At 72.4% G+C, this 26,512-nt stretch carries 8 protein-coding genes; 5 read left to right on the top strand and 3 right to left on the bottom strand.

Annotation, left to right across the window (positions count from 1 at the left end; translation table 11 throughout):
- Positions 1 to 82: 82 nt before the first annotated feature.
- Both DL991_RS27850 and DL991_RS27845 read left to right on the top strand, forming a co-directional pair.
- Positions 83 to 700 carry a dTDP-4-dehydrorhamnose 3,5-epimerase family protein gene (locus DL991_RS27850; RefSeq protein ID WP_125787396.1) on the top strand — a complete coding sequence of 206 codons (618 nt, stop codon included), beginning with the start codon at positions 83 to 85 and terminating at the stop codon, positions 698 to 700.
- Between the two features lie 328 nt (positions 701 to 1,028).
- Positions 1,029 to 2,132: a glycosyltransferase gene (locus tag DL991_RS27845; RefSeq protein WP_125787313.1), complete on the top strand. Its 1,104-nt coding sequence runs from the start codon at positions 1,029 to 1,031 to the stop codon at positions 2,130 to 2,132.
- 68 nt (positions 2,133 to 2,200) lie between these two features.
- Here DL991_RS27845 and DL991_RS27840 read toward each other — a convergent pair whose 3' ends face one another.
- The 3 genes from DL991_RS27840 to DL991_RS27830 all read right to left on the bottom strand — a co-directional run bounded on the left by DL991_RS27840 (position 2,201) and on the right by DL991_RS27830 (position 20,356).
- Positions 2,201 to 3,235, bottom strand: coding sequence for a glycosyltransferase (locus DL991_RS27840; protein WP_233599030.1), 1,035 nt, complete (start codon positions 3,233 to 3,235; stop codon positions 2,201 to 2,203).
- A gap of 211 nt (positions 3,236 to 3,446) precedes the next feature.
- Positions 3,447 to 18,815: a type I polyketide synthase gene (locus tag DL991_RS27835; RefSeq protein ID WP_125787311.1), complete on the bottom strand. Its 15,369-nt coding sequence runs from the start codon at positions 18,813 to 18,815 to the stop codon at positions 3,447 to 3,449.
- A 41-nt stretch (positions 18,816 to 18,856) separates the two neighbouring features.
- Entirely contained in the window at positions 18,857 to 20,356 is a 1,500-nt protein-coding gene (locus DL991_RS27830; RefSeq protein ID WP_125787310.1) for a bifunctional 3-(3-hydroxy-phenyl)propionate/3-hydroxycinnamic acid hydroxylase, read from the bottom strand.
- A gap of 174 nt (positions 20,357 to 20,530) precedes the next feature.
- On the opposite strand from DL991_RS27830, the gene DL991_RS27825 reads away from it, so the two are divergent.
- Genes DL991_RS27825 through fabG form a run of 3 tightly spaced genes read left to right on the top strand, consistent with a single transcriptional unit; the run spans position 20,531 to position 26,483 of the window.
- A complete protein-coding gene (locus DL991_RS27825) occupies positions 20,531 to 24,511 on the top strand; it encodes an amino acid adenylation domain-containing protein (protein WP_158634461.1) in 3,981 nt (1,326 codons plus the stop codon).
- Complete coding sequence (locus DL991_RS27820; protein WP_125787308.1) at positions 24,508 to 25,737, top strand: cytochrome P450; 1,230 nt, start codon at positions 24,508 to 24,510, stop codon at positions 25,735 to 25,737. The genes DL991_RS27825 and DL991_RS27820 overlap by 4 nt, the downstream gene beginning before the upstream one ends.
- Entirely contained in the window at positions 25,734 to 26,483 is a 750-nt protein-coding gene (gene fabG, locus DL991_RS27815) for a 3-oxoacyl-ACP reductase FabG (RefSeq protein WP_125787307.1), read from the top strand. Before DL991_RS27820 ends, fabG begins: the two co-directional genes overlap by 4 nt.
- Positions 26,484 to 26,512 lie beyond the last annotated feature (29 nt).

Genomic DNA, 26,512 nt, shown 5'->3' with positions numbered 1-26,512 from the left:
AACAGCGCGGTGTTTCTCAACAGCGCGGTGTTTCTCAACAGCGCAGCGTCGACGATGTACGCTCGGAAGGTTGGCTGCCCCAGTGCGTGTCCGCGAGTTGAAGGTGGCCGGTGCGTTCGAGTTCACGCCGGATCCGGCGCCGGATCGACGTGGGCTGTTCGTCGCACCGCTCCAGGACGACGCGTTTGTCGGTGCGGTCGGGCACAGGTTTCCGGTAGCTCAGGTGAACACCGTGGTCTCGAAGCTCGATGTGTTGCGCGGACTGCATTTCACCCGCACGCCCGGACAGCGCAAGTACGTCCATTGCGTCGCCGGGCGCGCACTGGATGTGATCGTCGACCTCAGGGTCGGCTCACCGACCTACCTGATGTCGGATGTCGTGGAGATGGACGCCGAGTCCTTCCGAGCCGTCTACTTTCCGATCGGAACGGCGCACGCGTTCCTGGCGCTGGCGGACAACACGGTGATGTCGTACCTCGTGAGCACCTCTTATCGGGCAGAGCTGGAACTGGCGATCGATCCGTTCGATCCGGCGCTGAACCTGCCGTGGCCGTCGGACCGTAAAGTCATCCGCTCGGATCGGGATACCGTGGCGCCACTCCTGGCGGATATGCGGCGGGACGGCCTGCTGCCCGATTATGCGGACTGTCTCCGTATATCCCGGGAAACAGGCTATGCCGGGGAGGGCAAGGCGATTTGACCTGCGCCCCGGCACGGTCGGGGTAGGAGGTTTCGCCGCCGGACTTCCGTTTGCCGGCCGCGCGAAGCCTTGTCAAGCCGAGGGATGCCGGTTCGGCGCGGCCGCCGATAGCCTGCTGAATGTGGCGGATAGGGTCTCGCCTCGATCTTCACCGAGCAGGAAACGATGGCGGACCGCGCGGCTGTTCCAGGACCTTTCCGGACATCCTCGATAACGACATCGAAGCCCTGATCGGCGCCTGCAAGGACTACGGCCCGGACGCGGCGAACCTCTTCCTCGTCATGACCGGCCCGCTCTCAATCGAGACGGAAAGGGCCCACGAAGGCTCATGAGAATCCTGTTCGCCGCCGTTCCCGCGCCAGGCCACGTCCTGCCACTGCTGCCGCTCGCGGACGCGGCGATCGACGCCGGTCACGAAGCCGCCTTCCTGGCCGCCGACTCCGCGGCGCCGTTTCTCGCCGGTCGGCGCCTGCTCCCGGCGGGCCCGTCCGTCAAGGAGTTGATCGTGGTGAACCTGGAGCGGGCCGGCCCCGCGCGCACCCTCGGTCCGGGTCTGGTCGAGCTCCTGGCAGGTACCAGAGTCGACCTGACCTGGGACGACGCGCTCCGTCAGGGGCAGCGATACGAACCCGACCTGATCGTGGGCGAGTCGCTCGATTTCGTCGCACCGCTGCTGGCGGCCCGGCTCGACGTGCCTTGGGCCTCTTACGCGATCTCCGGTCCGCTGCCCACCGAGTTCGTCGACGGGATCCGGGAGCGAACCAGAGAGCAACACGCTTCTCGTCTCGTGACACCACGAGACCGGTTGGCGCTGCTCGATCCCTTCCCCGAATCCCTTCTCCTGCGGACCGACCCGGCCCCGGAGTCCGGCCGGATCACGATCCGTTTCAGCGGAGTGGCCGTCGAGGTCGCCGGGCAGCCGAGCCGTCCTGTCCCGCCGCGCCGGCCGAACGTGCCAAGGGCGCTGGTCACCATGGGCACCAGCGTCGGCGAGGGCAACCCGGCGCTGGTCGCCGGCCTCGCCCAATCCGTCGCCGAGGCGGGATTCGACGTCCTGGTCACCGCGAGCCCGGAGCAGGCGCACCTTGGTCCGCGGGTGCGAGCAGTCGGGTTCGCTCCGCTGCCCGAACTGCTGGCCGGCGTCGACGTGGTGATCGGCTCGGCCAGCGTCGGAACCCTGCTGGCCACGCTCGCGGCCGGCGTACCCAGCGTGCTGTTGCCGGTGTTCGCCGATCAGCCGACGAACGCGGAGCGCGCGGCGCGCCGCGGCGCGGCCCGGATGATCGACGACCCGAACGAGGTAGGCCTCGCCGCCTGCGAGGTACTCGACGACCCGAGCTTCCAGCAGGCGGCACGGGAGGTGGCGAAGGAGACCGCGGCGATGAACTCGCCACGGCAGGCGCTGACCGAACTGCTGACGCTATACCCCTGAACGCACGACGGCGGCCGAGGACGGGCGGCTTTACGCACGTGGCGAGATCGGGTAGCCGAGGGACCGCGTCAAAGGAACTCGGGAAACCGGGACACGATCTCGGCGGGATCCGGCATGGCGGCGATCTCCTCGGCGAGGGCCTTGGCCGCTTGCCCGACTCCGGGATCGGTCAGCAGCTCACCGGCCGCAGCGGCGATCGCCGCTGCGGGGACGACGGCGCCAGCTCCGGGACCGTCCTCCATCCGTTCCACCCCCTCGGGCAGCAACCGTCTCCCTGCCCCGACAGCGGACAGCGCGTCGGCGTTGCGGAACCCGTCGAATCCGAAAGGCAGCAACAGTTGCGGCACGCCGGCGCCGGCAAGGCCGAGCGTGGTTCCGGCGCCGCCGTGGTGCACGGCGAGATCGACCAGGTGCAGCAGTTCACCTTGCGGCACCCAGCTTTTGAAACAAACGTTCTCCGGCAACGAACCGAGATCGGCCGCCGAGATCCCCGGCGCGGCAACCACCACGTCGACGTCCAAAGCCGAGAGCCCGTCGACGGCGGCGCGCAGCCTGCCAAGGTCGCCGATCTTGGTGGTGCCCAGCGTCAGGTAAACCACTCTTCGTCCCCGCCCGGCGGAGATGATCTCCGGTAGCTCGCCGGGTTCGCAGAAGGGCACCGGGCGCAGCGACACCCGTTCGGGGTTGTCCAGGAACGAAGGATCCTGCATCGATGGCGGATAAATGTCCAGATACGGGTCCCCGAGAAGGTGCTGCCCCTGGCGCAGCTCCACTCCGATCTCGGCGGCGACTTCACGGAGAAGTCCCATGCCCTTCCGCCACTGGTCGTCCTGGTCGACCGACCCGACCCCGCCGCAGGAGTGGCATACCGCGGGAATACCCATGCGGCGCGCCGCCAGCCCGGCTCCGGGGTTGCCCGCCTCGTAGACCACCAAGTCGGCTTGCTCCGCCCGCAGCACGGACAGCAGATCGGCGGCCATCCGGCGGGGCAACACATCGTGGAACGCCCGGATCCCGCGCTGCAGCCATTCCTGAATGGGAAGTTCCCCGGTCTTCCCCGCGTCTCCCCCGGCTGCGGCCTCGAAGGCCTCCGGAATGGTCATTCCGGCCGGTGCTGGACGAAATCCAAGTCTTCGCAACAGCGGATGGAGTCTCTGTCCGGTCGCATAGACGACGTCGTGGCCGACCGCACGTGCCGCAAGGGCCAACGGCAGCAACGGGAAAGTGTGACCGTACCCGGGAAGACTGGAGAAAACGACCTTCATGACATCGACCAATACATATCGGCATACCTCCGCACGCGCGGGTCTCCCATCATTCGGAGGGTTCTAGACATTCGATGAGATACCGGGTCAGCTCCCCCGGGGTCGGGTTGTTGAACACGGCGGCCGGGGTGAGCGCTGTGCCGGCGTGGCTGTTCAGCCGCCGGGTCAGTTCGAGTGCCATCACGGAGTCCAGGCCGACCTCGAAGAAGCCACGATCCGGCTCGACCGGTTCGTCCGGGTTCAGCCCGAGGACGCGAATCAGCTGCGCCCGCACCAGGTCCAGCATGGTCTTCTCCCGGTCCGCACCGGTCCGGGCACTCAGGAGTTCCGTCCACCGGCCGGCGTTCTCCGCGCCGGCCTCCGCCCGGTACGCGGACCGCCGCCGTGACCGGACCAGCCCGCGCAGCAGGGGCGGGACCGGCTTGCCGGGCGCGGGCGCACCCCAAAGATCGGGCCTCCCGGGAACCGGGAACTGTTCGGCGGTGTCGATCGCCGCGGACAGCGCCGTCACAGCCGTGCCGTCCGCGGACTCCAGCATCGGGACGCGGGCGCCGCGGCGGATGGCGGCCGCCCGTGCGAGCCCGTCGGCGGCCCCCGTGGCCACCCGGTCGGCCGGTCCGGTGAGCTCGGCTGTCGTGGTGACCACGGCGAACAGGGCGAGGTCCTGATCCGCGACGAGCTCGGCCAAATGCCGCAGCGACGCTTCCCTTCCTTCGAGGACGGCGCCGAGCCGTTCCGGGTCCAGCTCCGCGAGCGCGGTGCGGTCGGCCATCCCGGCCGCGTGCACCACCCCGGTCAGCGGGTGTTCCGCCGAAATCCCGGACAGCAGCCGTCGTATCGCGTCCAGGTCGGTCACGTCGCAGGCCACGACGGTCGCGGACGCGCCGAGCTCGGCGAACTCGGCGACCAGGTCCGCCGCCCCTGGGGCGTCCGGCCCGCGACGGCCCGCGAGGACCAGGTGCCGGACGCCGTGGTCGGCGATCAGCTGCCGGGCCACCCGGGAACCGGCCCGGCCCGTGCCGCCCACGATCAGGACCGTGCCCGCCGGGTCGAGCGGGCGGACCGCGGGTCCGGCTTCGGCGACGGGAACCAGCCGCGGGAGGTGGACGCGTCCGGCACGTACCGCCGCCTGCGCGACCCCGTCGGCCAGCACCGGGCCCAGACCGGCGTCCGGATCCTCGTCCGGATCGACGTCGACCAGTACGAACCGATCGGGGTACTCGGCCTGGACGGCGGCGATCATGCCCCGGACCGCCGCGGCGGCCGGATCGAGCATCGTGCCGGGCTCGATCGGGACCGCGTTCCTGGTCCGGACCACCAGCCGGAGACCGGCCAGCGCGGGCTCGTCCAACCAGGCCTGTGCGACGGCGAGCGCTCGACGGCAAGCCACCACGGGCGGCTCGCCGAGCGGCACGTCGAGGACCGCGACGGCGGCGGTCACGGCGGACGGATCGTCGCCGAGGTCGAGTACTGCCTCGTCGCTGTTCACCGGAACGGTTCGCGGTGGGGCGGCGGCGGTCTCCCGGTCGAGCTCGGTCCACTCGATCCGCAGCGCGCCGCCCGGCGTGGCGAGCCGGGGCCGGGACGCCGTCCGTGTCGCGATCCGGCCGGCGGTGAGCACCGGCCTGCCCGCCTCGTCGGCCGCGGTCAGCGCGGTTCCCTTCCCCGCCGGGCTCAGCCGCACGCGCAACGACGTGGCGCCGGACGCGTGCAATTCGACGTCGCGCCACAGTGCCGTGCTCCCGGGCGCCCGGTCCCCGTCCAGCGCGCGGCTCGCGGCGTCCAGGAGCAGCGGATGGATGCCGAAGGCCGCGGCGTCCTCGCGGAACTCGTCGGGCAGGACCAGCTCCAGGAAGGTTTCCTCCCCTCGCCGCCAGACGCCACGGACGTCGTCTCGCGGGTCGGCCGGGGTCACCGGTTCGGCACCGGCCGGAGGCCAGACGGTGAGACCGGACTCCGCCGCGTCACCGCCGTCCGGGCTCGAGACGAGCAGACCGGTCGCGTTCAGGGTCCAGCCCGTCCGATCGCCACCGGCCGAGGCGGGCGCGGACCGCACGGTCACCGGCCGCCGACCGGTGGGATCCGTCCCACCGACGCAAACCTGCACCGACAGGGACACACCCCGGTCCAGCCACGCGGGCTCGATCACGTCGAGCTCCGCCACCGTGCCGCAATCCAGTTCGTCACCGGCCCGGATGGCCAGCTCGACCCAGACCGAAGCGGGTACTTCGACCGGGCCCGCGGCGCGGGCGAGCCACGGCTGCCGGTGCGCGGACAACCGCCCGACGGCGAGCACACCATCGGAATCCGGCAGGCCCGTCACCGTGGTCAGCAGCGGGTGCCCCGACTCCTCCGCCGACGGAACGGCGCCGGAGCCGCCACGCAGCCAGTACCGGCGACGTTCGAACGGATGGGTCGGCAGCTCACCGCACAACTCACGCCAAGCCGTGCCGTCGACGGGGACGGCCGCCGACCAGTCGACCGGCAACCCGAGCACGAACGCCTCGGCCATCGCGGTCAGCAGCTGGCGTGGGCCACCCTGGTCACGGCGCATCGTGCCGATCACCCCGACCGGCCGTCCGGCGTCGGCGACGACATCGAGGATCGACGACACCAGCCCCGGATGCGGGGACACCTCGACGACGGCCCGCATGTCGGTGGTCACCGCACGGACGGCCGCTTCCAGCTCGACCGGTCGGCGCAGGTTCCGGAACCAGTAGCCCGCGTCGAGAATCTCGTCCGGGCCGATCCATCGGCTCTCGACCGTGGAGTAGAACCGGCACGAGCCGACGAGCCCGCGTGCCGGGCGCTCGCCGACCCCGTCGAGCTGGGCCAGCATCGGGCGCTCCACCTCGTCCACGAGGAAGGAGTGGGACGCGTAGTCCGCCCTCAGCCGGCGGCACCAGATCCCCTGCTCGGCGGCGAAGGCCTCAAGTCGTTCGATGGCACCGACTTCACCGGAGACGCCGACCATCGCCGGTCCGTTGACCGCGGCCAGCTCGAGCCTGCCCTCGTAGGCGGGCAGCAACTCCTCCGCCCGCGCACGGCTCACGCCCAGCACGAGCATTCCGCCGGTGGGTGGCAGCGCCGCGGCCAGCCGGGAGCGCACCACGCAGATCCTCAGCGCGTCGTCCAACGAGAGCAGCCCGGCCACGCACGCCGCGGCGAGCTCGCCCTGTGACGACCCGATCACCACCTCGGGCGTGACACCGGCACTGGCCCAGAGCCGTGCCAGCCCGGTCATCAGCACGAACGCGGCAGGCTGGACCACATCGGTCCGGGAAAGGTCGTTGTCACCGCCGAGCGCTTCTTCCAGCGTCCAGTCACAGTCGTACTCGTCGAGCAGCTCCTGGCACCGGTGCACCCACTCCCGGAATTCCGCCGACCCGGCCAGCAGTTCACGACCCATACCGGCCCATCCGCCGCCCTGGCCTGGGAAGACGAACACCGCGCCGGTGCCCGGCCCGGAACGCCCGGTGACCACGCCCGGCTCGGTCTCGCCGTCGGCGAGAGCGCGCAGCTTCGCCATCAGTTCGACGTGGTCGGCCGCGAGCACGGTCGCCCGCTGCCGGTGCTTCGTCCGGCCGAACGCGAGCGCGGCGGCCAACTCGGGCAGCGGCGGCCGCTTGCCCTCGACGGCGTCCGCCAGCCGGGTACCGACCGCGGCGAGACGTCCGGGATCGCCTGCCGACAAGACGAACGGCAGGAGTCCTCCTGTGCCGTTCCGTGCCGGTTCGGTCGCGGGGATCGGCGCCCGCCGGGGCGGCTCCTCGAGAATGAAGTGCGCGTTGGTGCCGCTGGCCCCGAAAGCGGACACCCCGGCGCGGCGTGGTCGGTCCTGGCGCGACGGCCACGGCCGGGCCTCGGTCAGCAGCCGGATGGTGTCACCGGACCAGTCGACCTCGGGGGTCGGCGTGTCCGCGTGCAAGGTCGCGGGCAACGTCTGGTGCCGGAACGCCAGCACCATCTTGATCACGCCGGTCACCCCGGCCGCCGCCTGGGTGTGGCCGACGTTGCTCTTCACCGATCCCAGCCACAGCGGCTCCGCCGTCTCGCGCTTCCCGTAGGTCGCTTGCAGGGCCTGTGCCTCGATCGGGTCGCCCAGCCGGGTGCCGGTGCCGTGCGCCTCGACGACGTCCACCTCGGAGGGCGCGAGCCCGGCGGCCGCGAGCGCCCGCTGGATGACCCGTTGCTGCGCGGGCCCGCTCGGGGCGGTCAGACCGTTCGAGGCGCCGTCCTGGTTGACCGCCGAGCCTCGGATCAAGGCGCCCACCGTGCTGCCCTGTGCCTCGGCGTCCGCCAGTCGCTGCAACAGCACCACGCCGGCACCCTCCGACCAGCTGGTCCCGTCCGCCGACGCGGCGAAGGGCTTGCATCGCCCGTCGACCGCCAGCCCGCCTGCCTTGGCGAACTCGACGAACGCGTTGGGCGTGGCCATGACCGTCACGCCGCCGACCACGGCGAGCGAGCATTCGCCGTCGCGCAGGGCCTGCATGGCCAGATGCATCGCGACCAAGGACGAGGAGCACGCGGTGTCGACGGAGATCGCCGGCCCGGTGAAGCCGTAGGCATAGGACACGCGGCCGGACGCCACCGAGAGCGCACCGCCGGTGACCCGGAGGCCGTCGGTCTGCGGGTCACCGCCGTCCATCCCGTAACCCTCGCCCATCACACCGACGAAGACACCGACCTCGGAACCCCGGTAGGCGGCGGGGTCGAGCCCCGCGTCCTCGAAGGCCTCCCAAACGACCTCGAGCAGCAGCCGCTGCTGGGGGTCCATCGCCGTCGCCTCGCGCGGGGAGATGCCGAAGAATCCGGCGTCGAACTCGGCCGCGTCGGTCAAGAAGCCGCCCGCCTCCACCGGGATGGTGGACAGGTCCCAGCCGCGGTCGGCAGGCACCGCGGAGAGTCCTTCCCCGCCCGCGGCCAGTAGGTCCCAGAACCCGCCAGGGCCACGGACACCGCCCGGCAGCCGGCAGCCGAGCCCGACCACGGCGATCGGATCGGTCCGGCTCGCCGCGACCCCGGCCTCGGCCGCCACCGGCGCGTCGCGGCCGGTGAGCCGCTCCCGGAGGAATCGGGCCAGCTCCACCGGCGTCGGGTAGTCGAAGACCAGCGTCGCGGGCATGGCGAAGCCGGCCGCCGTGCTGAGCCGGTTACGCAGTTCGACCGCGCCGAGCGAGTCCATCCCGGCGGACTGGAACGGCGCGTCCGGCGCGATCTCGTCGGCCGAGGCGTACCCCAGTATCAGCGCGACCCTGGCCCGGACCAGGGACAGCAGAGTGCGCTCCTGCTCCGCGACCGACCGGCCTGTCAGCGAGCCCGCGAGGTCACCGCCGGTCGACGGCCTGCCCGCCTGGCGGCGGACGCGCACCAGGTCACGCAGCAACGGCTGGACCGGTCCGCCGGTGGCGGCGTCGGCCCGCGCGGCGGCGAGGTCGAGCTTGATCGGCACGAGATGGGCCTCACCGCTGTCCACGGCAGCGTCGAAGAGCGCGAGTCCCTCTTCGTGGCGCAGCGGCGACACACCGCCGCGGCGCATCCGGGCCCGGTCCGCGTCACCGAGGTCGCCGGTGATGCCGCCATCCTGAGCCCACAGGCCCCAGGACAGGGACACGCCGTTCCGGCCGTTCGCGCGCCGGATCTCCATCAGGCCGTCCAGGTAGGCGTTGGCGGCGGCGTAATTGGCCTGCCCCGCCGAGCCGAGCAGCCCGGCGGCGGACGAAAACGTCACGAACGCGGCGAGGTCGTGGTCGCGGGTCAGCTCCTCCAGATGACGGGCGGCGTCCGCTTTCGGTCGCAGCACGGCGCCGAGCCGATCCGGCGTCATCGCGTCGACCAGCCCGTCGTCCAGCACGCCGGCGGTGTGCACGACCGCGGTCAGCGGATGCTCCGGCGGGATCGCGGCGAGCAACGCCGCCACCGCGCCCCGGTCCGCGACGTCACAGCCGACCACGGAGGTCTCGGCACCGAGTTCGGACAGCTCGGCCACCAGCGCCTCGGCGCCGTCGGCCGCCATACCGCGCCTGCTGACCAGCAGCAGCCGCCGGACCCCGCGGGTCCGCACCAGGTGGAGCGCGACGAGAGCGCCGAGGGACCCGGTGCCACCGGTGATCAGCACCGTCCCGTCCGGGTTCCACGAGGCGGGCTCCGCGGCCAGTGCCCCGGCCGCCGCGAGGCGGGGCACCCGGAAACCGCCATCCCGGGCCGCGAGCTGTGGTTCGTCGACGGCCAGCGCCGTACCGAGGACCGGTCCGGCGTCGAGGCCCGGCTCCACGTCGAGCAGCAGCACACCGGGCATCTCGGCCTGTGCCGCCCGGACAAGGCCCCATACGGCGGCGCCGGTCGCGTCGGTGACGCCGCCGGACCCGCCGTCGACGGCACCCTCGGTCCGCACGACGAGCCGGAGGTCCTCGGGGGCATGGCGTTGCCAGGCCTGGAGCACGGCGAGAACGTCGGCGAGGACTGCCGCCGGATTCGACGTGCCCGCCGGCACGTCGTACACGGCGGCCGTCAGCCGAGCGGGCTCGGCGACGACCGCGGCCAAACCGTCAGCGCTGGTGATATCGGCGGTCGCGGGCAGAGCGGAAGGGACCTCGGGGGTGGCGACGGGCTGCCAGACCACCCGGTACATGGCGTCCGTCGCGGACCGGGCGCCCACGTCGTCCTGGCTGACCTGCGTCGCGCCCACCGACCGAGCGGACACGACCTGCCCACCGGTCTCATCGGTCGCCTCGAGACTCCAGTGATAGTGGTCCAGCCGGGCGAGACGCGCCCGCAGCCGGCGTGCCCCGGTGGCGTGCAGCACCACCGACTCCCATCGCGTCGCCAGCGAACCGGGGTCGAGCACCGCACCGGTCACCGCGTCGAGCAGGGCCGGGTCGAGGCCGAACGGGGCGGGCTCCTCCTCGTCGGCGAGCGCGACCTCCACGAAGGTGTCCTCGCCGCGACGCCACAGCCCGAGCAGCTCCGAGCGTCCGACGGTCTCCGTGCCGGTCACGACCCGCTCGGCGCCGGACGGCGGCCATTGCCGCACCGGCTCGTTGTCGATGACGGCGCCGGATTCCAGCGTGCCACCGGCGTACCGGACCCAAGTCCCCTCGGCGTCCCGCGCGCCGAAGACGCTGAACGGGCGGCTACCGCCGTCCTCGGCTCCGACCACGATCTCCAGCCGGACGGTCGTCTCCGGCTGGATCGCGAGCGGTGCCTCCAGCACCAGGTTTCCCAGTACGCCGCAGCCGAGTTCGTCACCCACCCGCACGGCGAGATCGACGAACGCGGCGGCGGGCAGGATCGCCACGTCGTGCAGCCGGTGCCCGGCGAGCCAGGGATGGGTCGTGAGCGACAGCATGGCCGTGCCGATCAGGCCACCGGTGTCCGGAACGGGCACGATCGCCGACAACAGCGGGTGCTCGACCTCGACCTGCCCCAGATCGGCCGCGTTCACCGCGCCGCGCGCCGAGGTCAGCCAGTAGTGCCGCCGGTCGAACGCATACGTCGGCAAAGGCACATTGGGGGTGCCTGGGACGTCTTCGGGGACGAGCGGCTGCCAGTCCATCGGCACTCCCCGCACGAACAGCGCGGCCAGCGAACCGATCACGGTGTCCGGCTCGGCCTGTCCGTCCCGGAGCGCGGGCACGCACAGCGGTTCGTACCCGGACCGCGCCGCCGTCTCCAGGATCGGCGAGGACAGGGCGGCCCCCGGCCCGAGTTCGACGAACAGCCGTCCACCCCGGTCCAGCGCGGCGCGGACGCCGTCGGCGAAGCGCACGGTGCGCCGGACGTGGTCGACCCAGTGGCCGGGGTCCGTCAGGTCGGCTCCGTCGTGGGCGACCACCGGGATCCGGGCCTGCCGCCACACCACGTCCGCGATCGCGGACCGGAACTCGTCGAGCATCGGGTCCATCCGCGCCGAGTGGAACGCGTGGGACACCGAGAGCCGGTGCACCTTGCGGCCCTGTTCTCGCAGCATCCGCACGGCGGCGTCCACCGCGTCCTCGTCACCGGACAGCACGGCCGACGCGGGATCGTTCACCGCGGCGAGGGAAACCCTCCCGTTGAGGAACGGCCGGAGCTCCTCCTCCGTCGCGGCCACCGCGGCCATCGCCCCACCGTCGGGAAGCGCCTGCATGAGACGACCGCGGGCGGCCACCACGGTCGCCGCGTCGTCGAGCGACAGCATGCCGGCGGCGTGCGCCGCGGTGATCTCGCCGATCGAGTGCCCGAGCAGCAAAGCGGGCCGTACGCCCCAGGACTCGACGAGCCGGAACAGCGCGGTCTCGACCGCGAACAGCGCCGCCTGGGTGTAGACGGTCTGGTTCAACGCGGCCGCCTCGGTACTGCCGGTCCGCGCGAAGACGACGTCCCGGACGGGCCGGTCCACGGCGCCGGCCAGCCGTTCGTCCAGCTTCGCGCACGCGTCGTCGAAGGCGGTGGCGTAGACCGGGAACCTCTCGTAGAGGGCACGGCCCATCTCCGCCCGCTGTGCCCCCTGTCCAGGGAACACGAACACCACCGACGCCCCGGCACCGGCGGAGACGGCACCCAGCGCGGTGCCCGGACCGGTCTCGCCGACGGCGACCGTGTCCAGACCGGCGAGCAGCGTGTCGCGGTCGGCCGCGGCGACGACTGCCCGATGCGGGAGCAGCGCGCGGTCGGCGATGAGCGTCCTGGCCGCACCCGGAAGCGGCACTCCCCGCTCCACGGCGGTCCGCAGGCGTCCCACCTGGCCATCGAGGGCCGCCGCGCTCTGCGCGGACAGGACGAACGGCAGCACCACCGGCTCGGCGTCCCCGTCCTCGTCCGGCGCCGCCGGTTCGGGGACCTGTTCCAGGATCAGGTGGGCGTTGGTACCGCTGATCCCGAACGACGAGATCCCGGCGCGCCGCGGCCGGTCGACCTCGGGCCAGTCCCGGCCCTCGGTCAGCAGTGTCACGGCGCCTTCGGACCAGTCGACGTGGGGGGTGGGTTCGTCGACGAAGAGCGTGGGCGGCAACTGCCCGTGCCGGATCGCCTCCACCATCTTGATCACCGCCGCGACACCGGCCGCCGCCTGGGTGTGGCCGAGGTTGGACTTCACCGAGCCGAGCCACAGCGGTCGCTCGGCCGGACGGCCGTGACCGTAGGTCGCGATGATGGCCTGCGCCTCGCTCGGATCACCGAGCGTGGTGCCGGTGCCGTGTGCCTCCACGGCGTCGACCTCGTCCGGGCCGATACCGGACGCGGCGAGAGCGGCCCGGATGACCCGTTGCTGGGCCAGGCTGTTGGGGGCGGTGAGGCCGTTGGACGCGCCGTCCTGGTTGATCGCGGAACCGCGGACGATGGCGAGCGGCCGATGTCCCTTGCGCCGCGCGGTGGACAGGCGTTCCAGCACGACGACGCCGACCCCTTCGGACAACACGGTGCCGTCGGCCGCCGCCGAGAACGCCTTGCAGCGGCCGTCTGCGGCCAGTCCCCGTGCCCGCGAGAACCCGGTCAAGCCGACCGGGGAACCCATGACGGCGACCCCGCCGGCGAGCGCGGTCTCGCATTCGTCCTGGCGTAGTGCGTTCGCCGCCAGGTGGATCGCCACCAGAGAGGACGAGCACGCGGTATCGACCGTCATGGCCGGACCCTCGAGACCGAACACGTACGACACCCGGCCGGAGGCGACGCTGCCGGCCGTCGCCGTGGTGGTGAAACCCTCGAACTCGGCCGGTACGCGCGCCAGGTCGCCGAGGTAGTCGTGGATGGACATGCCGGTGTAGACGCCGACGGACTCGCCGCGCAGCGACGACGGATCGACACCGGCGGCCTCGAGCGCCTCCCACGTGGTTTCGAGCAGCAGCCGTTGCTGAGGGTCCATCGCGGTCGCCTCGCGCGGCGAGATGCCGAAGAGCGCCGCGTCGAAGTAGCCGGCGTCGTGCAGGAAGCCGCCCTGCCGGGCGTAGGTGGTACCGGCCTGATCGGGATCGGTACCGAGGAGGCGGTCCACCTCCCAGCCGCGGTCGGACGGCAGCGGGGACATACCGTCCCTGCCTTCGGCCACGAGGTCCCAGAACTCGGCGGGCGTGGTGACCCCGCCCGGCAGACGGCACGCCATCCCGACGATCACCACGGGATCGTCGGCGGCCGGGAGCGGACGTTCCGCGGCCCGTGGCGCGGGCACCGCGGCGTCGCCGACCGGCCCCCGCACCTTCTCGATCAGGTGGGCGGCCAGCTGCCGCGGGGTCGGGTAGTCGAAGATCAGCGTGGCCGGGAGCTTGACCGCGGCCGACGCGGTCAGCCGGTTGCGCAGCTCGACCGCGGTCAACGAGTCGAAGCCGATCTCGCCGAAGCGGCTGTCGTCGGAGGAATCGTCGAGGTCGGCGATGCCGAGCACGGTCGCGACCTCGGTGCGTACGAGCGCGAGAACCAGTTCGTCCCGCTCCTCGGCGGTGAGCCCGGTGAGCCGCCTGCCCAGCGCGCCCCCTTGCTCGCCGTCAGCCGCCCGCGCGGTCCGCCGCGGCGGCCGGACCAGCGACCGGAACAGTGCCGGAACGGTGCCGTCGGCCCCCGCCTCGGCCCGGACCGCGCCGAGGTCGAGACCGATCGGCACCAGCAACGGGGCGCCGGCGCGGATGCCGGCGTCGAAACTGGCGAGCGCCTCGGCGGCGGGCATCGGCCGGACGCCGCCCCGGCTCATCCGGGTCCGGTCGACGTCGGCCAGCCTGCCGGTCATCCCGGTCGCCGGACTCCACAGTCCCCATGCCAGCGCCACCGCGGGCAGGCCACCGGCAGCGCGCGCGGACACGACCGCTTCGGCGTACGCGTTCGCGGCCGCGTAGTTGCCCTGGCCCGCGGAGCCGAAGACGCTCGCGGCCGAGGAGAACACGGTGAAGACCTCGGGCGGGTCGTCGCGGGTCAGTTCGTCCAGCAGCCGCAGTGCCGTCGCCTTCGGTGCGAACACCCGCGCCAGGCGGTGCGGGTCGAGGCCGGTGATGACGGCGTCGTCCAGCACCCCTGCCGCGTGGATGACGCCGGTCAACCGGTGCTCGGCCGGGATCGCGGCGAGCAGCGCGGCGAGCGCGTCCCGGTCGGTCACATCGCACGCGGCCACCTCGACCGACGCGCCGAGGCCGCCCAGTTCGGCCACCAGTTCGGCCATCCCGTCGGCGGCCATGCCGCGCCGACCCGCCAGAACCAGCCGCCGCACGCCGTGCTCGCTCACCAGATGCCGGGCCAGCAGCGCGCCGAGCACGCCGGTCCCGCCGGTGATCAGCACGGTGCCGTCGTCGGTGAATCCGCTCCCGGGCTCGCCGGTGAGGACGGCGCGACCCAGCCGCGGGGCCAGTACGACGTCTCCGCGCACCGCGACCTGGGGCTCGTCGGCGGCGAGACCCGCGGCGATCGACCCGTCGCGGTCCCCGCCCGGCTCCACGTCGACCAGGAGGAGGCGGCCAGGGTGCTCGGCCTGCGCCGAGCGCACCAGTCCCCAGACCGCGGCACCCGCCGGATCCACGACCGGAACCGACGCCGGAACCGCGCCGTGGGTCACCACCACCAGCGGCACCGAGGCGAGCACCGGCTCCTCCAGCCAAGCCTGTACCACTTCGAGCACCCGGCCCAGCGCCGGCAGCGGCTCGGCCCCGGGTACGACGTCCAGGACGGCGACGTCCGGGAAGGGGTCACCGAGCTCCTCGGCCATCGCCAGCCGCACCACATCGCCGGAGTCGTCGACGACGACCCGGTGCCCCGGCGCCGTGGCGGGCCGCGTCGAGGGCAGCGACGTCCAGTCGACCTGCCAGAGCGAATCCGGCGTCCGGCCGCCCTGCCGCCCGTTCAGATCCGTGATCGGGAGCGAGACCAGTGATTCCATGGACAGCACCGGCGCACCGGTCCCGTCCGCGGCGTCGAACGACAACGCGTCCGGCCCGCACGGCGCGACCCGCACGCGCAGCGCGACGGCACCACCGGCGTGCAGCCGGACACCGTTCCAGGCGAACGGCAGGACGTTGCGGTCGTCCGCCCGCCGGTGGAAGGCGTTCGCGTGCAAGGCGGCGTCGAAGAGCGCCGGGTGGATGCCGAACCGGTCCACGTCGTCCCGATGGTCGGCGGGCAGCGCCGCCTCGGCGAAGATCTCCTCACCACGCCGCCACACGGCGGTCAGCCCGGCGAAAGCCGACCCGTACTGGTACCCGCGGTCGGCGAGACGCTCGTAGAAGTCGTCGACCGCCTCGGGAACGGCGCCCGCGGGCGGCCACTGAGCGAAGTCGAAGCTGCCCGGCGGCTGGTCATCCGCGTCGGACAGCAGACCGGCGGCGTGCCGGGTCCACTCACCGTCGGCGTGGGAGCTGTGCACCTCCACCCGCCGTCGACCGGAGGCGTCCGGCGCGCCGACGGCGACCTGCAGGCTGACCGCCGCGTCCGCCGCGAGCACCAGCGGCGCCTCGATCACCAGCTCGTCGAGCACGCCGTAGCCGAGCTCGTCACCGACCTGGATCGCCAGGTCGACGTAGGCGGTGCCGGGTACGAGCACGTTGTCCTGGATACGGTGCCCGGCCAGCCACGGATGGGTCGCCAGTGACAACCGGGAGGTGCAGACCACGCCGTTGGTCTGCGGAAGTTCCACCACCGCACCCAGCAGCGGGTGGCCGCTGGTCACCTGACCGAGCGATTCGGCGCCCGCCGCGGTGGTCGGCATGGTGATCCAGTACCGCTGGTGGTCGAAGGGGTAGGTGGGTAGTTCGACCCGTGCCGCTCCGGCGTTCTCGGGCAGCAGGGCCTGCCAGTCCACCGGCACGCCACGGACGAAGACCTCGGCCGCCGAGGTGGCCAGCCGGGCGGGTCCGTCCTCGTCCCGCCGGAGCGACCCGACCGCGAGCACGTCCGCGTCCAGCTCCGCCGCGGTGCCGGTGATCGACGGCAGCAGTACCGGATGGGCGCCGAGCTCGATGAAGACCCGGTGGTCCTCGGCGATCAGCTCGCGGACGGCCGGTTCGAACAGAACCGGTTGACGCAGGTTGCGATACCAGTAGCCGGCGTCGAACGGGCCGTCGTCCCGGCGGCCGGGCTCGACCGTCGAATAGAACGGGACGCGCGTCGTCGTGGAGGTGACCGCGGCGAGATCGGCCAGCAGGGCGGATCGCACACTTTCCACATAGTGGCTGTGCGAGGCGTAGTCGACCGGCACCCGGCGGAACCGGACGTCGCTGTCCGCCAGTCGCGCGGCGAGCTCGTCCAGCGCGGCGCCCTCGCCGGCGATCACCACGGACGACGGCCCGTTGAGCGCCGCCACCTGCAGGCGTTCCCCCCACGGCTCGATCAGGGCGCGTACCGCGTCCTCGGCCAGTCCGATCGATGCCATCCCGCCCCCGGCGGGCAGCAGCTCGGCGATCAGCTGGCTGCGCAACGCCACCACCCTGGCGGCGTCGGGCAGCGAGAGCGCGCCCGAGACGCACGCCGCCGCGATCTCACCCTGCGAGTGTCCGACGACCGCGTCCGGGACCACGCCGAGCGATTCCCAGACCGCCGCCATGCCGAGCATCATCGCGAAGCACACCGGCTGCACGACGTCGACGCGTTCGAGGTCCTCGGGGGCCTCTCCGCGCAGGACGTCGGCCACGGACCAGTCGACCCAGGGTTCGAGCGCCTTCTGGCACTCGGCGATCCGGGCGGCGAAGACCGGCGACGTGTCCAGAAGCCGACGACCCATGCCGAGCCACTGGGTGCCCTGGCCGGGGAAGACGAAGACGACCTTGCCCGGCCCACTCGTAGCCGCCGACCCGGTGATCACTCTGTGCCCGGTCCGGCCATCGGCCAGCGAAGTGAGCCCCGCGCGCAGCTCCTCCCGGGTCTGGGCGACCACCACCGCCCGGTGGCTTTGGACCGCGCGTCCGGTCGCCAGCGCATGGGCGAGGTCGCCGAGCGCGATGCTCTCGTCGCTCTGGTCCAAGGTGTCCGTGAGCCGACGGCCGAGGTTGGCCAGCGCGGTCGGGGTCTTGGCCGAGACGACGAACGGAAGTGCCGTCTCCGGCGCGACGCCGTCGGCCTGCTCGCCCGGCTCGAGCTCCGGCGGAACCTCCTCCAGGATCATGTGGACGTTGGTCCCGCTGGCACCGAACGAGGAGATGCCGGAGCGGGCAGGCCGTCCGGTGTCGGGCCACTCGCGGCCCTCGGTCAGCAGCTCGACGGTGCCGGGCGACCAGTCGACCTGCGGGGTCGGCGCGTCGACGTGCAGTGTGGCGGGCAGGTACCGGTTACGCAGCGCCAGCACGGTCTTGATCACCGCCGCGACGCCGGAGGCACCCTGAGTGTGGCCGAGGACCGACTTGACCGAGCCGAGCAGCAGGGGCTGCTCCGGACTACGTCCCCGGCCGTAGGTCGCCAGCAGCGCCTGCGCCTCGATCGGGTCGCCGAGCGTGGTCCCCGTTCCGTGCGCCTCGACGGCGTCGACCTCGTCCGCGGACAGCCCGGCGGCGTCCAGCGCGGCGCGGATGACCCGCTGCTGCGCGGGCCCGTTCGGGGCCGTGAGGCCGTTGGAGGCGCCGTCCTGGTTGACCGCGGAGCCTCGGATCACGGCGAGTACCTGATGTCCGTTCCGCCTGGCGTCGGAGAGGCGTTCGAGCAGCACCACGCCGACCCCCTCGGCCCAGCTGCTGCCGTCCGCCGCGGCGGCGAAGGACTTGCACCGGCCGTCGCGAGCGAGGCCGCGCTGCCTGGCGAACCCGACGAAGCCGCCAGGCGTCGCCATCACGGTCGAACCCCCGGCGAGCGCCATCGTGCACTCGCCCCGGCGCAGCGCCTGGCTCGCCAGATGGATCGCGACCAGGGACGACGAGCACATCGTGTCGACCGTGACCGCGGCCCCCTCGAGCCCGAGGCAGTACGCGACCCGGCCGGACGTGATGCCGCCGGCACTGCCCAGCGCGCGCTCGAGGCTGAGGAAACCCTCCGCACCCGCGACGTCGGGCGCGTAGTCCTGATGCACGATCCCCGCGTAGACGCCGGTGGGGGTGCCGCGAAGGCTGTCCGGATCGATCCCCGCCCGCTCGATCGTCTCCCAGCAGACCTCGAGCAGCTGCCGCTGCTGCGGGTCCATCGCGGTCGCCTCTTGCGGTGAGATCCCGAAGAAGCGGGCGTCGAACTCGGCGGCGTCGTGCAGGAACGCGCCCTGGTCGACGTAGGTCGTACCCGGGGTGTCCGGGTCCGGGTCGTACAGGTTGGCCAGGTCCCAGCCCCGGTCGGCGGGGAACGGCGTGTAGACGTCGACGCCTTCGGACACCACCCGCCAGAAATCCTCCGGCCCGGCGATGCCCCCGGCGAAGCGGCATCCCATCGAGACCACCGCGATCGGCTCGGAGGCCTCGGCGAGCAGCTGGCTGTTCCGCTGCTTCAGCCGGGCCGTTTCCTTGACCGACTCGCGCAGCGCCCGGATGAGATCTTGCTCGGAGGTACTCACATCGGTCAACGCTAGGGGCGAGGCATGGCGGCCGGGATCCCTCAGTCTGACGGGCGATGTGGCCGCAGCCGGTCGAGCAGACCGTCCACCAGCGCGCCGGTCGCGCCCGCGGCGACGGTGCCGTAGACGTGGTAGTCCGGCCTGATCAGCACGGACGCCGCGCCCCGGTCCCGCAGGTAGTCCAGGTACCCGCCGTCCTCCTGGTCGCCGGGTCCGAGATGGACGACGGTGGCGCCGAGTCCCGACAGTGAGGCGCGCCGAGTCGCGCTGACGGCGTCCGGCTCCTCGGTGGTGAGCAGCAGGAAACCCGACGCGATCAGGTCGTCGAACCGGCCGGTGACGATCACGTCGCCACCGCCCGGCTGGAGGAAACCGGTGGCCAACGGTGTCGCTTCGGGTGGTGACGTCCGGCGGCCACCGCCATTGGCCCGGATCGCCGCGTCGCGGTCGGCGGCGGCGGCCGGGTCGGTCACGCAGATGACCCTGCCGAGTTTGACCGAGGCGAGGACGGCCGCCTTGGTGTGGCCTCGCCGCTCGAGCGTGTAAGTGTCGAGCAGCCGCTCGTCGGCCCGGCCGCCGAGCACCAGGTCCAGCTTCCACGCCAGGTTGCTGACGTCACGGATGCCCGAGCACATGCCCTGACCGGCGAACGGCGGCATCAGATGGGCGGCGTCCCCGGCGAGCAGAACCCGGCCCTGCCGCCACTGCTGGGCCCATCGGGCATGAGATCGGTACACCCCGCTCCGCAGCAGCTCCGCCGTTCGCGGCGTGACGCCGTGCGGCGCCAGCAGCCGCCACGCCGTCTCGGCGTTGTCCATTTCCGCCGCGGACTCCCCCGGCAGGCACATGAACTCCCAGCGTCTCCGGTCACGTCCGCTGCCCACCAGCGTCGTGGGCCGGGCCGGATCGCACAGCTGCAGGTTGGTCGGGACGAATTCGCGGGGCTCGTGCAGCCTGACGTCGCACAGCAGCCACTCGAAGGAGAACCCCAGATCGGTCATCGGCACGGCGGCCAGTTCGCGGACGACGCTGTTCGCCCCGTCGCAGCCGACCAGCCAGCCGGCTCGGAAGGTGTGGGTGGCACCGCTTTCGTCCTCGGCGCTCGCGGTGACGCCGTCGTCCGTCTGGCTGATGTCGACGACGGACAGGCCTCGCCGGACTTCGACCCCGGGTTCGGCCGCCAGCGCGGCGCCGAGCAGCCGTTCCAGCGCGGGCTGATGCATCGTGTTCGCGTCCGGCCACCCGTACCGGCCGACGTCGCTGAAGGAGATGTCCAGCAGAACCTGCCCATCGGTGCCGCGCCACTGGTAGCCGGTCGCGGGCACCGCTATGCCGGGCAGACCGGCGCCGACCCCCGCCGCCGCCAGCAGCCGGGCGGTCTCCCCGTCGAAGCTGGTGGCCCGGGGCAGCCCGAAGACCTCGCGATGCCGCTCGAGCACGATCACCCGGTGGCCCCGCCGGGCCAGCAGGCTCGCCAGCACGGCACCACTCGGACCGCAGCCGACCACCAGGATGTCGGCGCGAGAGGTCAAGAAAGCCATGTCTCGCGACCATACGCAGGCGGGCAGGCGTCACCATCGCTCGCGCTGACAGTGCGGGCGGGGAACCCCGTCCGCGCCGGCGACCACTGTCAACGCGAGGGATCCGCGGCGGCGGACCCCGCACCTAGCGTTGCCCTGCACACCGTCACGACGGCCTGGTTTGTGCCGGCGCCCATGATCACGGCCGCTCCGTCGGCCTCGATCGTCGAGCTGCATTGGAGATCACCGTTGCGGGGGCATGACCACTACGTCCGCCAGATCCTCGGCAGGCTCGACGCCGACCCTGCCGCCATTCCCGTCCGGCTCGGAGACGAGCCCTTCTCGGCCGAGCGGCTCGCCAGAGCGGTCCGCACGACCGCGGCGTCGCTGCGTTCGGCCGGTGTCGGACCTGGCACCTCGGTCGCCGTTCTGACCAGCCCCAACACGCCGTCCACCCTGGTCTACCGGTACGCGGTGAACCTCCTCGGCGCGACGGCGGTCCACATTCGCGGAATCAACGCCGCCGACCCCAGGGACGAGCTGGGTCCTCGCGTCCAGGCCGAGATTCTCGCCGACCTCCGGCCGAGCGTGCTGGCGGTCGACCAGGACAACCTCGACCGGGCGCGCGGGTTGCGTGCCGCGGCCGGATCGGCGTTCGCCCTCGCCGCCCCGGGTCCGTCCGGACCGGACGTGCTGGACATGACCCGGTCCCCGGAGACACCGTTCGACGACTCGACGGCCGAAGAGGCGGAGACCGCCGTGGTGACCTTCACCAGCGGCTCGTCGGGGCGGCCGAAGGGCGTCAGCTGGCCGTCCGCCGTCAAGAACGACATGGCCGCCGCCGGCTCCCGGCCCGCGGTCTGCCTGATCACCGGGTCGCTGACCCACTCCAGCGGTTTCTCCGCCGATGACGCGATCATCGCCGGTGGCAGCGTCGTGCTGCACCACGGGTTCGACGCCGAGGCGGTGCTCCGGGCCGTCGAACGGCACCGCGTCACCCGGCTCGTCCTCGCTTCTCCGCAGGTCTACGCCCTCACCGAGCACCGCGCGTTCGACGACTACGACCTCTCCAGCCTGCGTGAGGTGTTCTACACCGGGAGCCCGGCCGCGCCGGAACGGCTGGCGGCCGCCGCCAAATCACTGGGCCCGGTGCTGTTCCAGGTCTACGGGACGAGCGAGACCGGCATGATCAGCCTGCTCACCCCACAGGATCACCTCGACCCCGACCTGCGCCGCACGGTCGGCAGGCCACCGGCGAACGTCCGGGTCACCGTCCGTGATCCACAGGACCACGACCGGGTCCTCCCGCCGGGTGTCGCCGGCGAGATCTGCTCGTCCGGGCGCTGGGCGATGAGCCACTACTGGAACGACCCGGAACAGACCGTGCGGACGGTGCGCGACGGTTGGGTGCACACCGGCGACATCGGACGGCTCGACGAGTCGGGATACCTGACTCTCGAGGGGCGGCTCGACGGCGTCCTGAAGGGTGAAGGCGTCCGCGTCTACCCGGAGGCGGTCGAGCGCGTGCTCCTCGAACACGCCACCGTGGCACAGGCCGCGGTGTTCGGGATCGAGGACGAGGACCGGCTGGCGCTGGTCCACGCGGTGGTCACCCCGGCCTCCGGCTGCACGCCGCGACCGGCCGACCTGCGGGCGGAGGTGGCGGCCGCGCTCGGTGACCGCCACGCTCCGGTGGATATCGAGGTCAGACCCGAACTGCCCCTGCTGGGATCGGCGAAGCCGGATCGGAACCTGCTCCGGGAGCAGGCGCTGGCGGCGCGGTTCTGGCAGTCGTCGCTGGCCGGTGTCGACGGTGATTCCCTGCTCCGCGACAGGCTCGGCCGGCGTGGCGACGACACGGCCGCCGGACCGGCGCCCGTCCGGCGGATCCCGGAGTTCCCGGCCGCGGAGAACACGCTGCTCGGCGCCTGGGCGGTACTGCTGCACCTGCTGGGTGCCGGCTCTCCGGTGCTCTTCGGAACCGGGCCCCGGCCGCTGCTGGTGGCCGTCGCGCCGGGTGACGAGATCGGCACCGTCCTGGACCGGGTCGGGGACGCCGTGACCGCTTCGGGCGGGCACGCCGAGCTCGGACCGCGGGGGCGCGCCCTGCTCGACGCCGCGGCGGACGCGTCGTTCGACACCGCCGTCACCTTCACCCCCGCCGAGCCGCCCCGGCCCCGCACCGCCGAACTCAGGGTCGGCCACGACGCGGGCGAACTCGTCCTGACCCTGGTCACCGACCCGCGGCTCATCGGCACGGAAACCGCGGAGCGTCTGCTCGACATGGTCGTACGCCTGCTCCGTGAGTTCCGCGAGGCGCCCGGCCGACCGGTCGGCAGGCTGGACCTTCTCGACGCGGCCACCCGCCACCAGGTGCTCCGGAAGTGGAACGCGGTCCGGAACCCGCAGCCCTCCGCGACGCTGGGCAGGCTGTGGCAGCGCGCCGTCGACGAGCACGCCGGGCGACCGGCGGTGGACTCCGGCGGCGCAGTGACCTCGTACGCCGACCTCGACCGCCGTGCCGGACGGCTCGCGGCCGCCCTCGCCGAGGCGGGGGCGGCACCCGGCCGGATGGTGGCCCTCGTGCTGCCACGATCGCTGGACCTGATCACCGCACTCCTGGCGACGGTCCGGATCGGCGCGGCGTTCGTCCCCGTCGATCCCGGCTATCCGCGGGAGCGGATCGCGGCCATGCTGGAAGACTGCGACCCGCTCGTCGTCTGCACCTCGGCGTCGGCCGATCTCCCGCTGACCCGTCCCTGGCCGCGCGTCCTCGTCGAGGATCCGGGGATCGGCGAACGGACGGACGGATTTCCGCGAGTCACCCCGAGACTGACCGATCCGGCGTACGTCATCTACACCTCCGGCACGACCGGCCGTCCGAAGGGCGTCACGGTCACCCACACCGGACTGGCGAACCTCGCCGCGACCAAGCGTGAAGGGCTGGGACTGGACAGCTCCTCCCGGTTGCTGCAATTCGCCTCGCCGAGCTTCGACGCGTTCGTCGCCGAACTGATGGGCGCGTTCACCGCGGGGGCGACGATCGTGGTGCCGCCGTCGGGGCCGCTCGCCGGGGAACCGCTGGCCGCGGCCCTGCTCGCGCGACGGATCACCCACGCCATTCTCCCGCCGGTGGCACTGTCCAGCATCGACCCCGTGGCCGTGCCCGCGCTCCGCGGCTTGATCAGCGCCGGCGAGGAATGCCCCGCCGAACTGGCCGCGCGGTGGTCCGAGAACCGCCGGATGGTGAACGCCTACGGGCCGACGGAGGTCACCGTCTGTGCCACTCAGAGCGAACCGCTCACGGGTGGCGGCCGCCCCCCGATCGGGCGCCCCGTCGCCGGTGCCCGCGTCTACGTCCTCGGTCCCGGGCTGCGGCCGGTGCCACCTGGCTTCCGCGGCGAGCTCTACGTCGCGGGGCATGGTGTCGCCCACGGTTACCTCAACCAGCCCGCGTTGACGGCCGAACGTTTCGTGGCCGACCCGTTCGGCCCGCCCGGCAGCCGGATGTACCGCACCGGCGACATCGCCTCCTGGCACGGCGACGGCGACCTGGACTTCCACGGCCGCGCCGACGACCAGGTCAAACTCCGTGGCTTCCGGATCGAACCCCGCGAGGTCGCGGCGGTACTCGAAGAACTGCCCACGGTCGCCCGCGCGGTGGCAGGCCTGCGCGAGGACGGTGACGGCCGCGTCCGGCTGGTCGCCTGGATCGTGGCCGCGGACGGGGAAGCGCCCGTCCGCGAGCAACTCCGCGAGCACGCCGCACACCGATTGCCGGACCATATGGTGCCGACCGGGTACGTCGTCGTCGAGGCCCTTCCCGTGACGCCGAACGGCAAGCTCGACCTTGCCGCGCTGCCCACGGTCGCCGAGCAGGAGAGTTCCCCGCCCGCGACGGCACAGCCCGCCCTGCGGACCCCGGCGGAACACGCGCTGGCCGCCATCTTCGAGGAGCTGCTCGGTGTCACCGACGCCGGTGTCGACTCCGACTTCTTCGCACTCGGTGGCGACAGCATGCTGGCGATCTCGCTGATCCGGCGCGCTCGCGAAGCGGGGCTGGCCGTCTCCCCCAAGGAGATCATCGGGAACCCCACGATCGGTGCCCTCGCCGCGATGGCCACCTCGCTGTCGTCCTCGACCGCCCAGACTCCTCACGTGGAAGGCCGCCGATGATCCGCCCCGTAGTCAACCCCGAGCTCCTCGATTCGCTCGACCTCGCCGACCCGGTGCTGCACGCCGAGAACGAACTCTCCGAGGTTTGGCGCCGTCTCCGCGAAGACCGGCCCCACTACTGGCATCCGGCGAAGGACGACCGCCCCGGCTTCTGGGTCTTCAGCCGCTACTCCGACACGATGGCGATCTACCGCGACAAGGAGCACTTCACCACCGAGGGCGGCAACATGCTGTCGACCCTGCTCACCGGCGGGGACTCCGCGTCCGGCTCGATGCTCGCGATGACCGACGGCGACAAGCACACCCAGCTGCGCAACGTGCTGAACGCGGCCTTCGCCCCCCGCAGGCTCAAGGCGATCCGCGAGGCGATCCGGCGGACGATCGACGACCTCATCAAGGCGGCGATCGACAAGGGCGAATGCGATTTCGTCCACGACGTCTCCGCGAACATCCCGCTGGGTGCCATCTGCGGGCTGATGGACGTGCCGGAGGCCGACCGCAGTTATCTGCTCGGACTCACCTCGCAGGCGTTCAGCTCCGACTACGCGGACGCCCCGCCAGAGGACAGCTGGCAGGCGAAGAGCGAGATTCTGCTCTACTTCGCCGACCTGGCACAAACCCGGCGCGGCAGCGACTCCGACGACGTGGTCAGCCTGCTGGCCAACTGCCAGGTCGGCGGTCAGCCGTTGAGCGACGCCGACCTGATGTCCAACTGCTACGGGCTGATCATCGGCGGCGACGAGACCGGCCGCCATGCCATCTCCGGCGGCATCCAGGCGCTGATCGAGCAGCCGGACCAGTGGCGCGCCCTCAAAGAGGGCACCGTCGGCCTCGACACCGCCGCCAACGAGGTCCTGCGCTGGACCGTTCCCGCGTTGCACAGCGGGCGCAAGGCCACCGGCGACACCACGGTCAACGGGCAGCCGGTCAAAAAGGGCGACATCGTCACCGTCTGGATCTCCTCGGCCAACCGCGATCCCGAGGTCTTCGCCGACCCGGACCGCTTCCTGCTCGATCGCAAGCCGAACAAGCACCTCACCTTCGCCTTCGGCTCGCATATCTGCCTGGGGCACACGCTGGCGCGCATCGAGGTGGAGGAGGTGCTCGACGCGCTGCGCACGCTCGTGTCGTCCGCCGAACAGACCGGGCCGGAGCGGTGGATCTACTCCAACGTCCTGAACGGCATGAGCTACCTGCCGGTCAAGCTGGCACCCGAGACGACGTGAACCGCGTCGCCATCGTCACCGGATCGGCAAGGGGCATCGGTGCCGCGGTGGCCGGACGGCTGCTCGAGGAGGGCATCGATGTCGCCGTCCTCGACATCGATCCGCCGGCCGCGGAGCGCGCGGTCGCCGGCTTCGACCGAGCGGGCGGCCGCGCCACGGCCGTCGCGGTCGACGTGAGCGACGCCGACTCGGTCCGCGAGGCGGTCGACGAGGTCGCCGACCGGCTCGGGCCGCCCGGCATCCTGGTCAACAACGCCGGTGTCACCAGGGACAGCCTGGTTTTCTCGCTCTCGCCCGCCGACTGGGACCTGGTCATCGACGTGAACCTGCGCGGCACGTTCCTGATGACGCAAGCGGTCACCGAACATATGGCCAAACTCGGCTGGGGCCGCGTGGTGAACCTGTCGAGCATCGCCGCGGTCGGCAACGCCGGGCAGGCCAACTACTCGGCGGCGAAGGCCGGGATCGAGGGCCTGACCAAGACGCTGGCCATGGAACTCGGTCCGCTGAACGTCACCGTCAACGCCGTGGCGCCCGGCTACGTGGCCACCGAGATGACCGCGGCACTGGCCGCGAAGGCCGGCCATACGGCCGAGGAGCACCAGGCACGGGTCGCCGCGACGATTCCGCTGCGCCGGGTCGGTCAGCCGAAGGACATCGCCCACCTGGTGGCCTTCCTGGCGAGCGACCACGCGTCGTTCGTGTCCGGCCAGATCATCCACGTCGCCGGTGGGCCGGTCTGCTGACCAGCGTGTCCACCCTCGCATCCGGAAGG

This window comes from Amycolatopsis sp. WAC 01375, assembly GCF_003947325.1.
Lineage (GTDB): Bacteria > Actinomycetota > Actinomycetes > Mycobacteriales > Pseudonocardiaceae > Amycolatopsis.
The sequence above is the reverse complement of the archived record's forward strand: the minus strand, read 5'-3'. Positions and strand labels throughout refer to the sequence as shown.

What these genes read in the sequence shown, in the direction of transcription:
- DL991_RS27845 (WP_125787313.1), top strand. Translation starts at nt 1,029, where the DNA reads ATGAGAATCCTGTTCGCCGCCGTTCCCGCGCCAGGCCACGTCCTGCCA.
- DL991_RS27840 (WP_233599030.1), bottom strand. Translation starts at nt 3,235, where the DNA reads ATGACCATTCCGGAGGCCTTCGAGGCCGCAGCCGGGGGAGACGCGGGG.
- DL991_RS27830 (WP_125787310.1), bottom strand. Translation starts at nt 20,356, where the DNA reads ATGGCTTTCTTGACCTCTCGCGCCGACATCCTGGTGGTCGGCTGCGGT.
- DL991_RS27825 (WP_158634461.1), top strand. Translation starts at nt 20,531, where the DNA reads ATGATCACGGCCGCTCCGTCGGCCTCGATCGTCGAGCTGCATTGGAGA.
- DL991_RS27820 (WP_125787308.1), top strand. Translation starts at nt 24,508, where the DNA reads ATGATCCGCCCCGTAGTCAACCCCGAGCTCCTCGATTCGCTCGACCTC.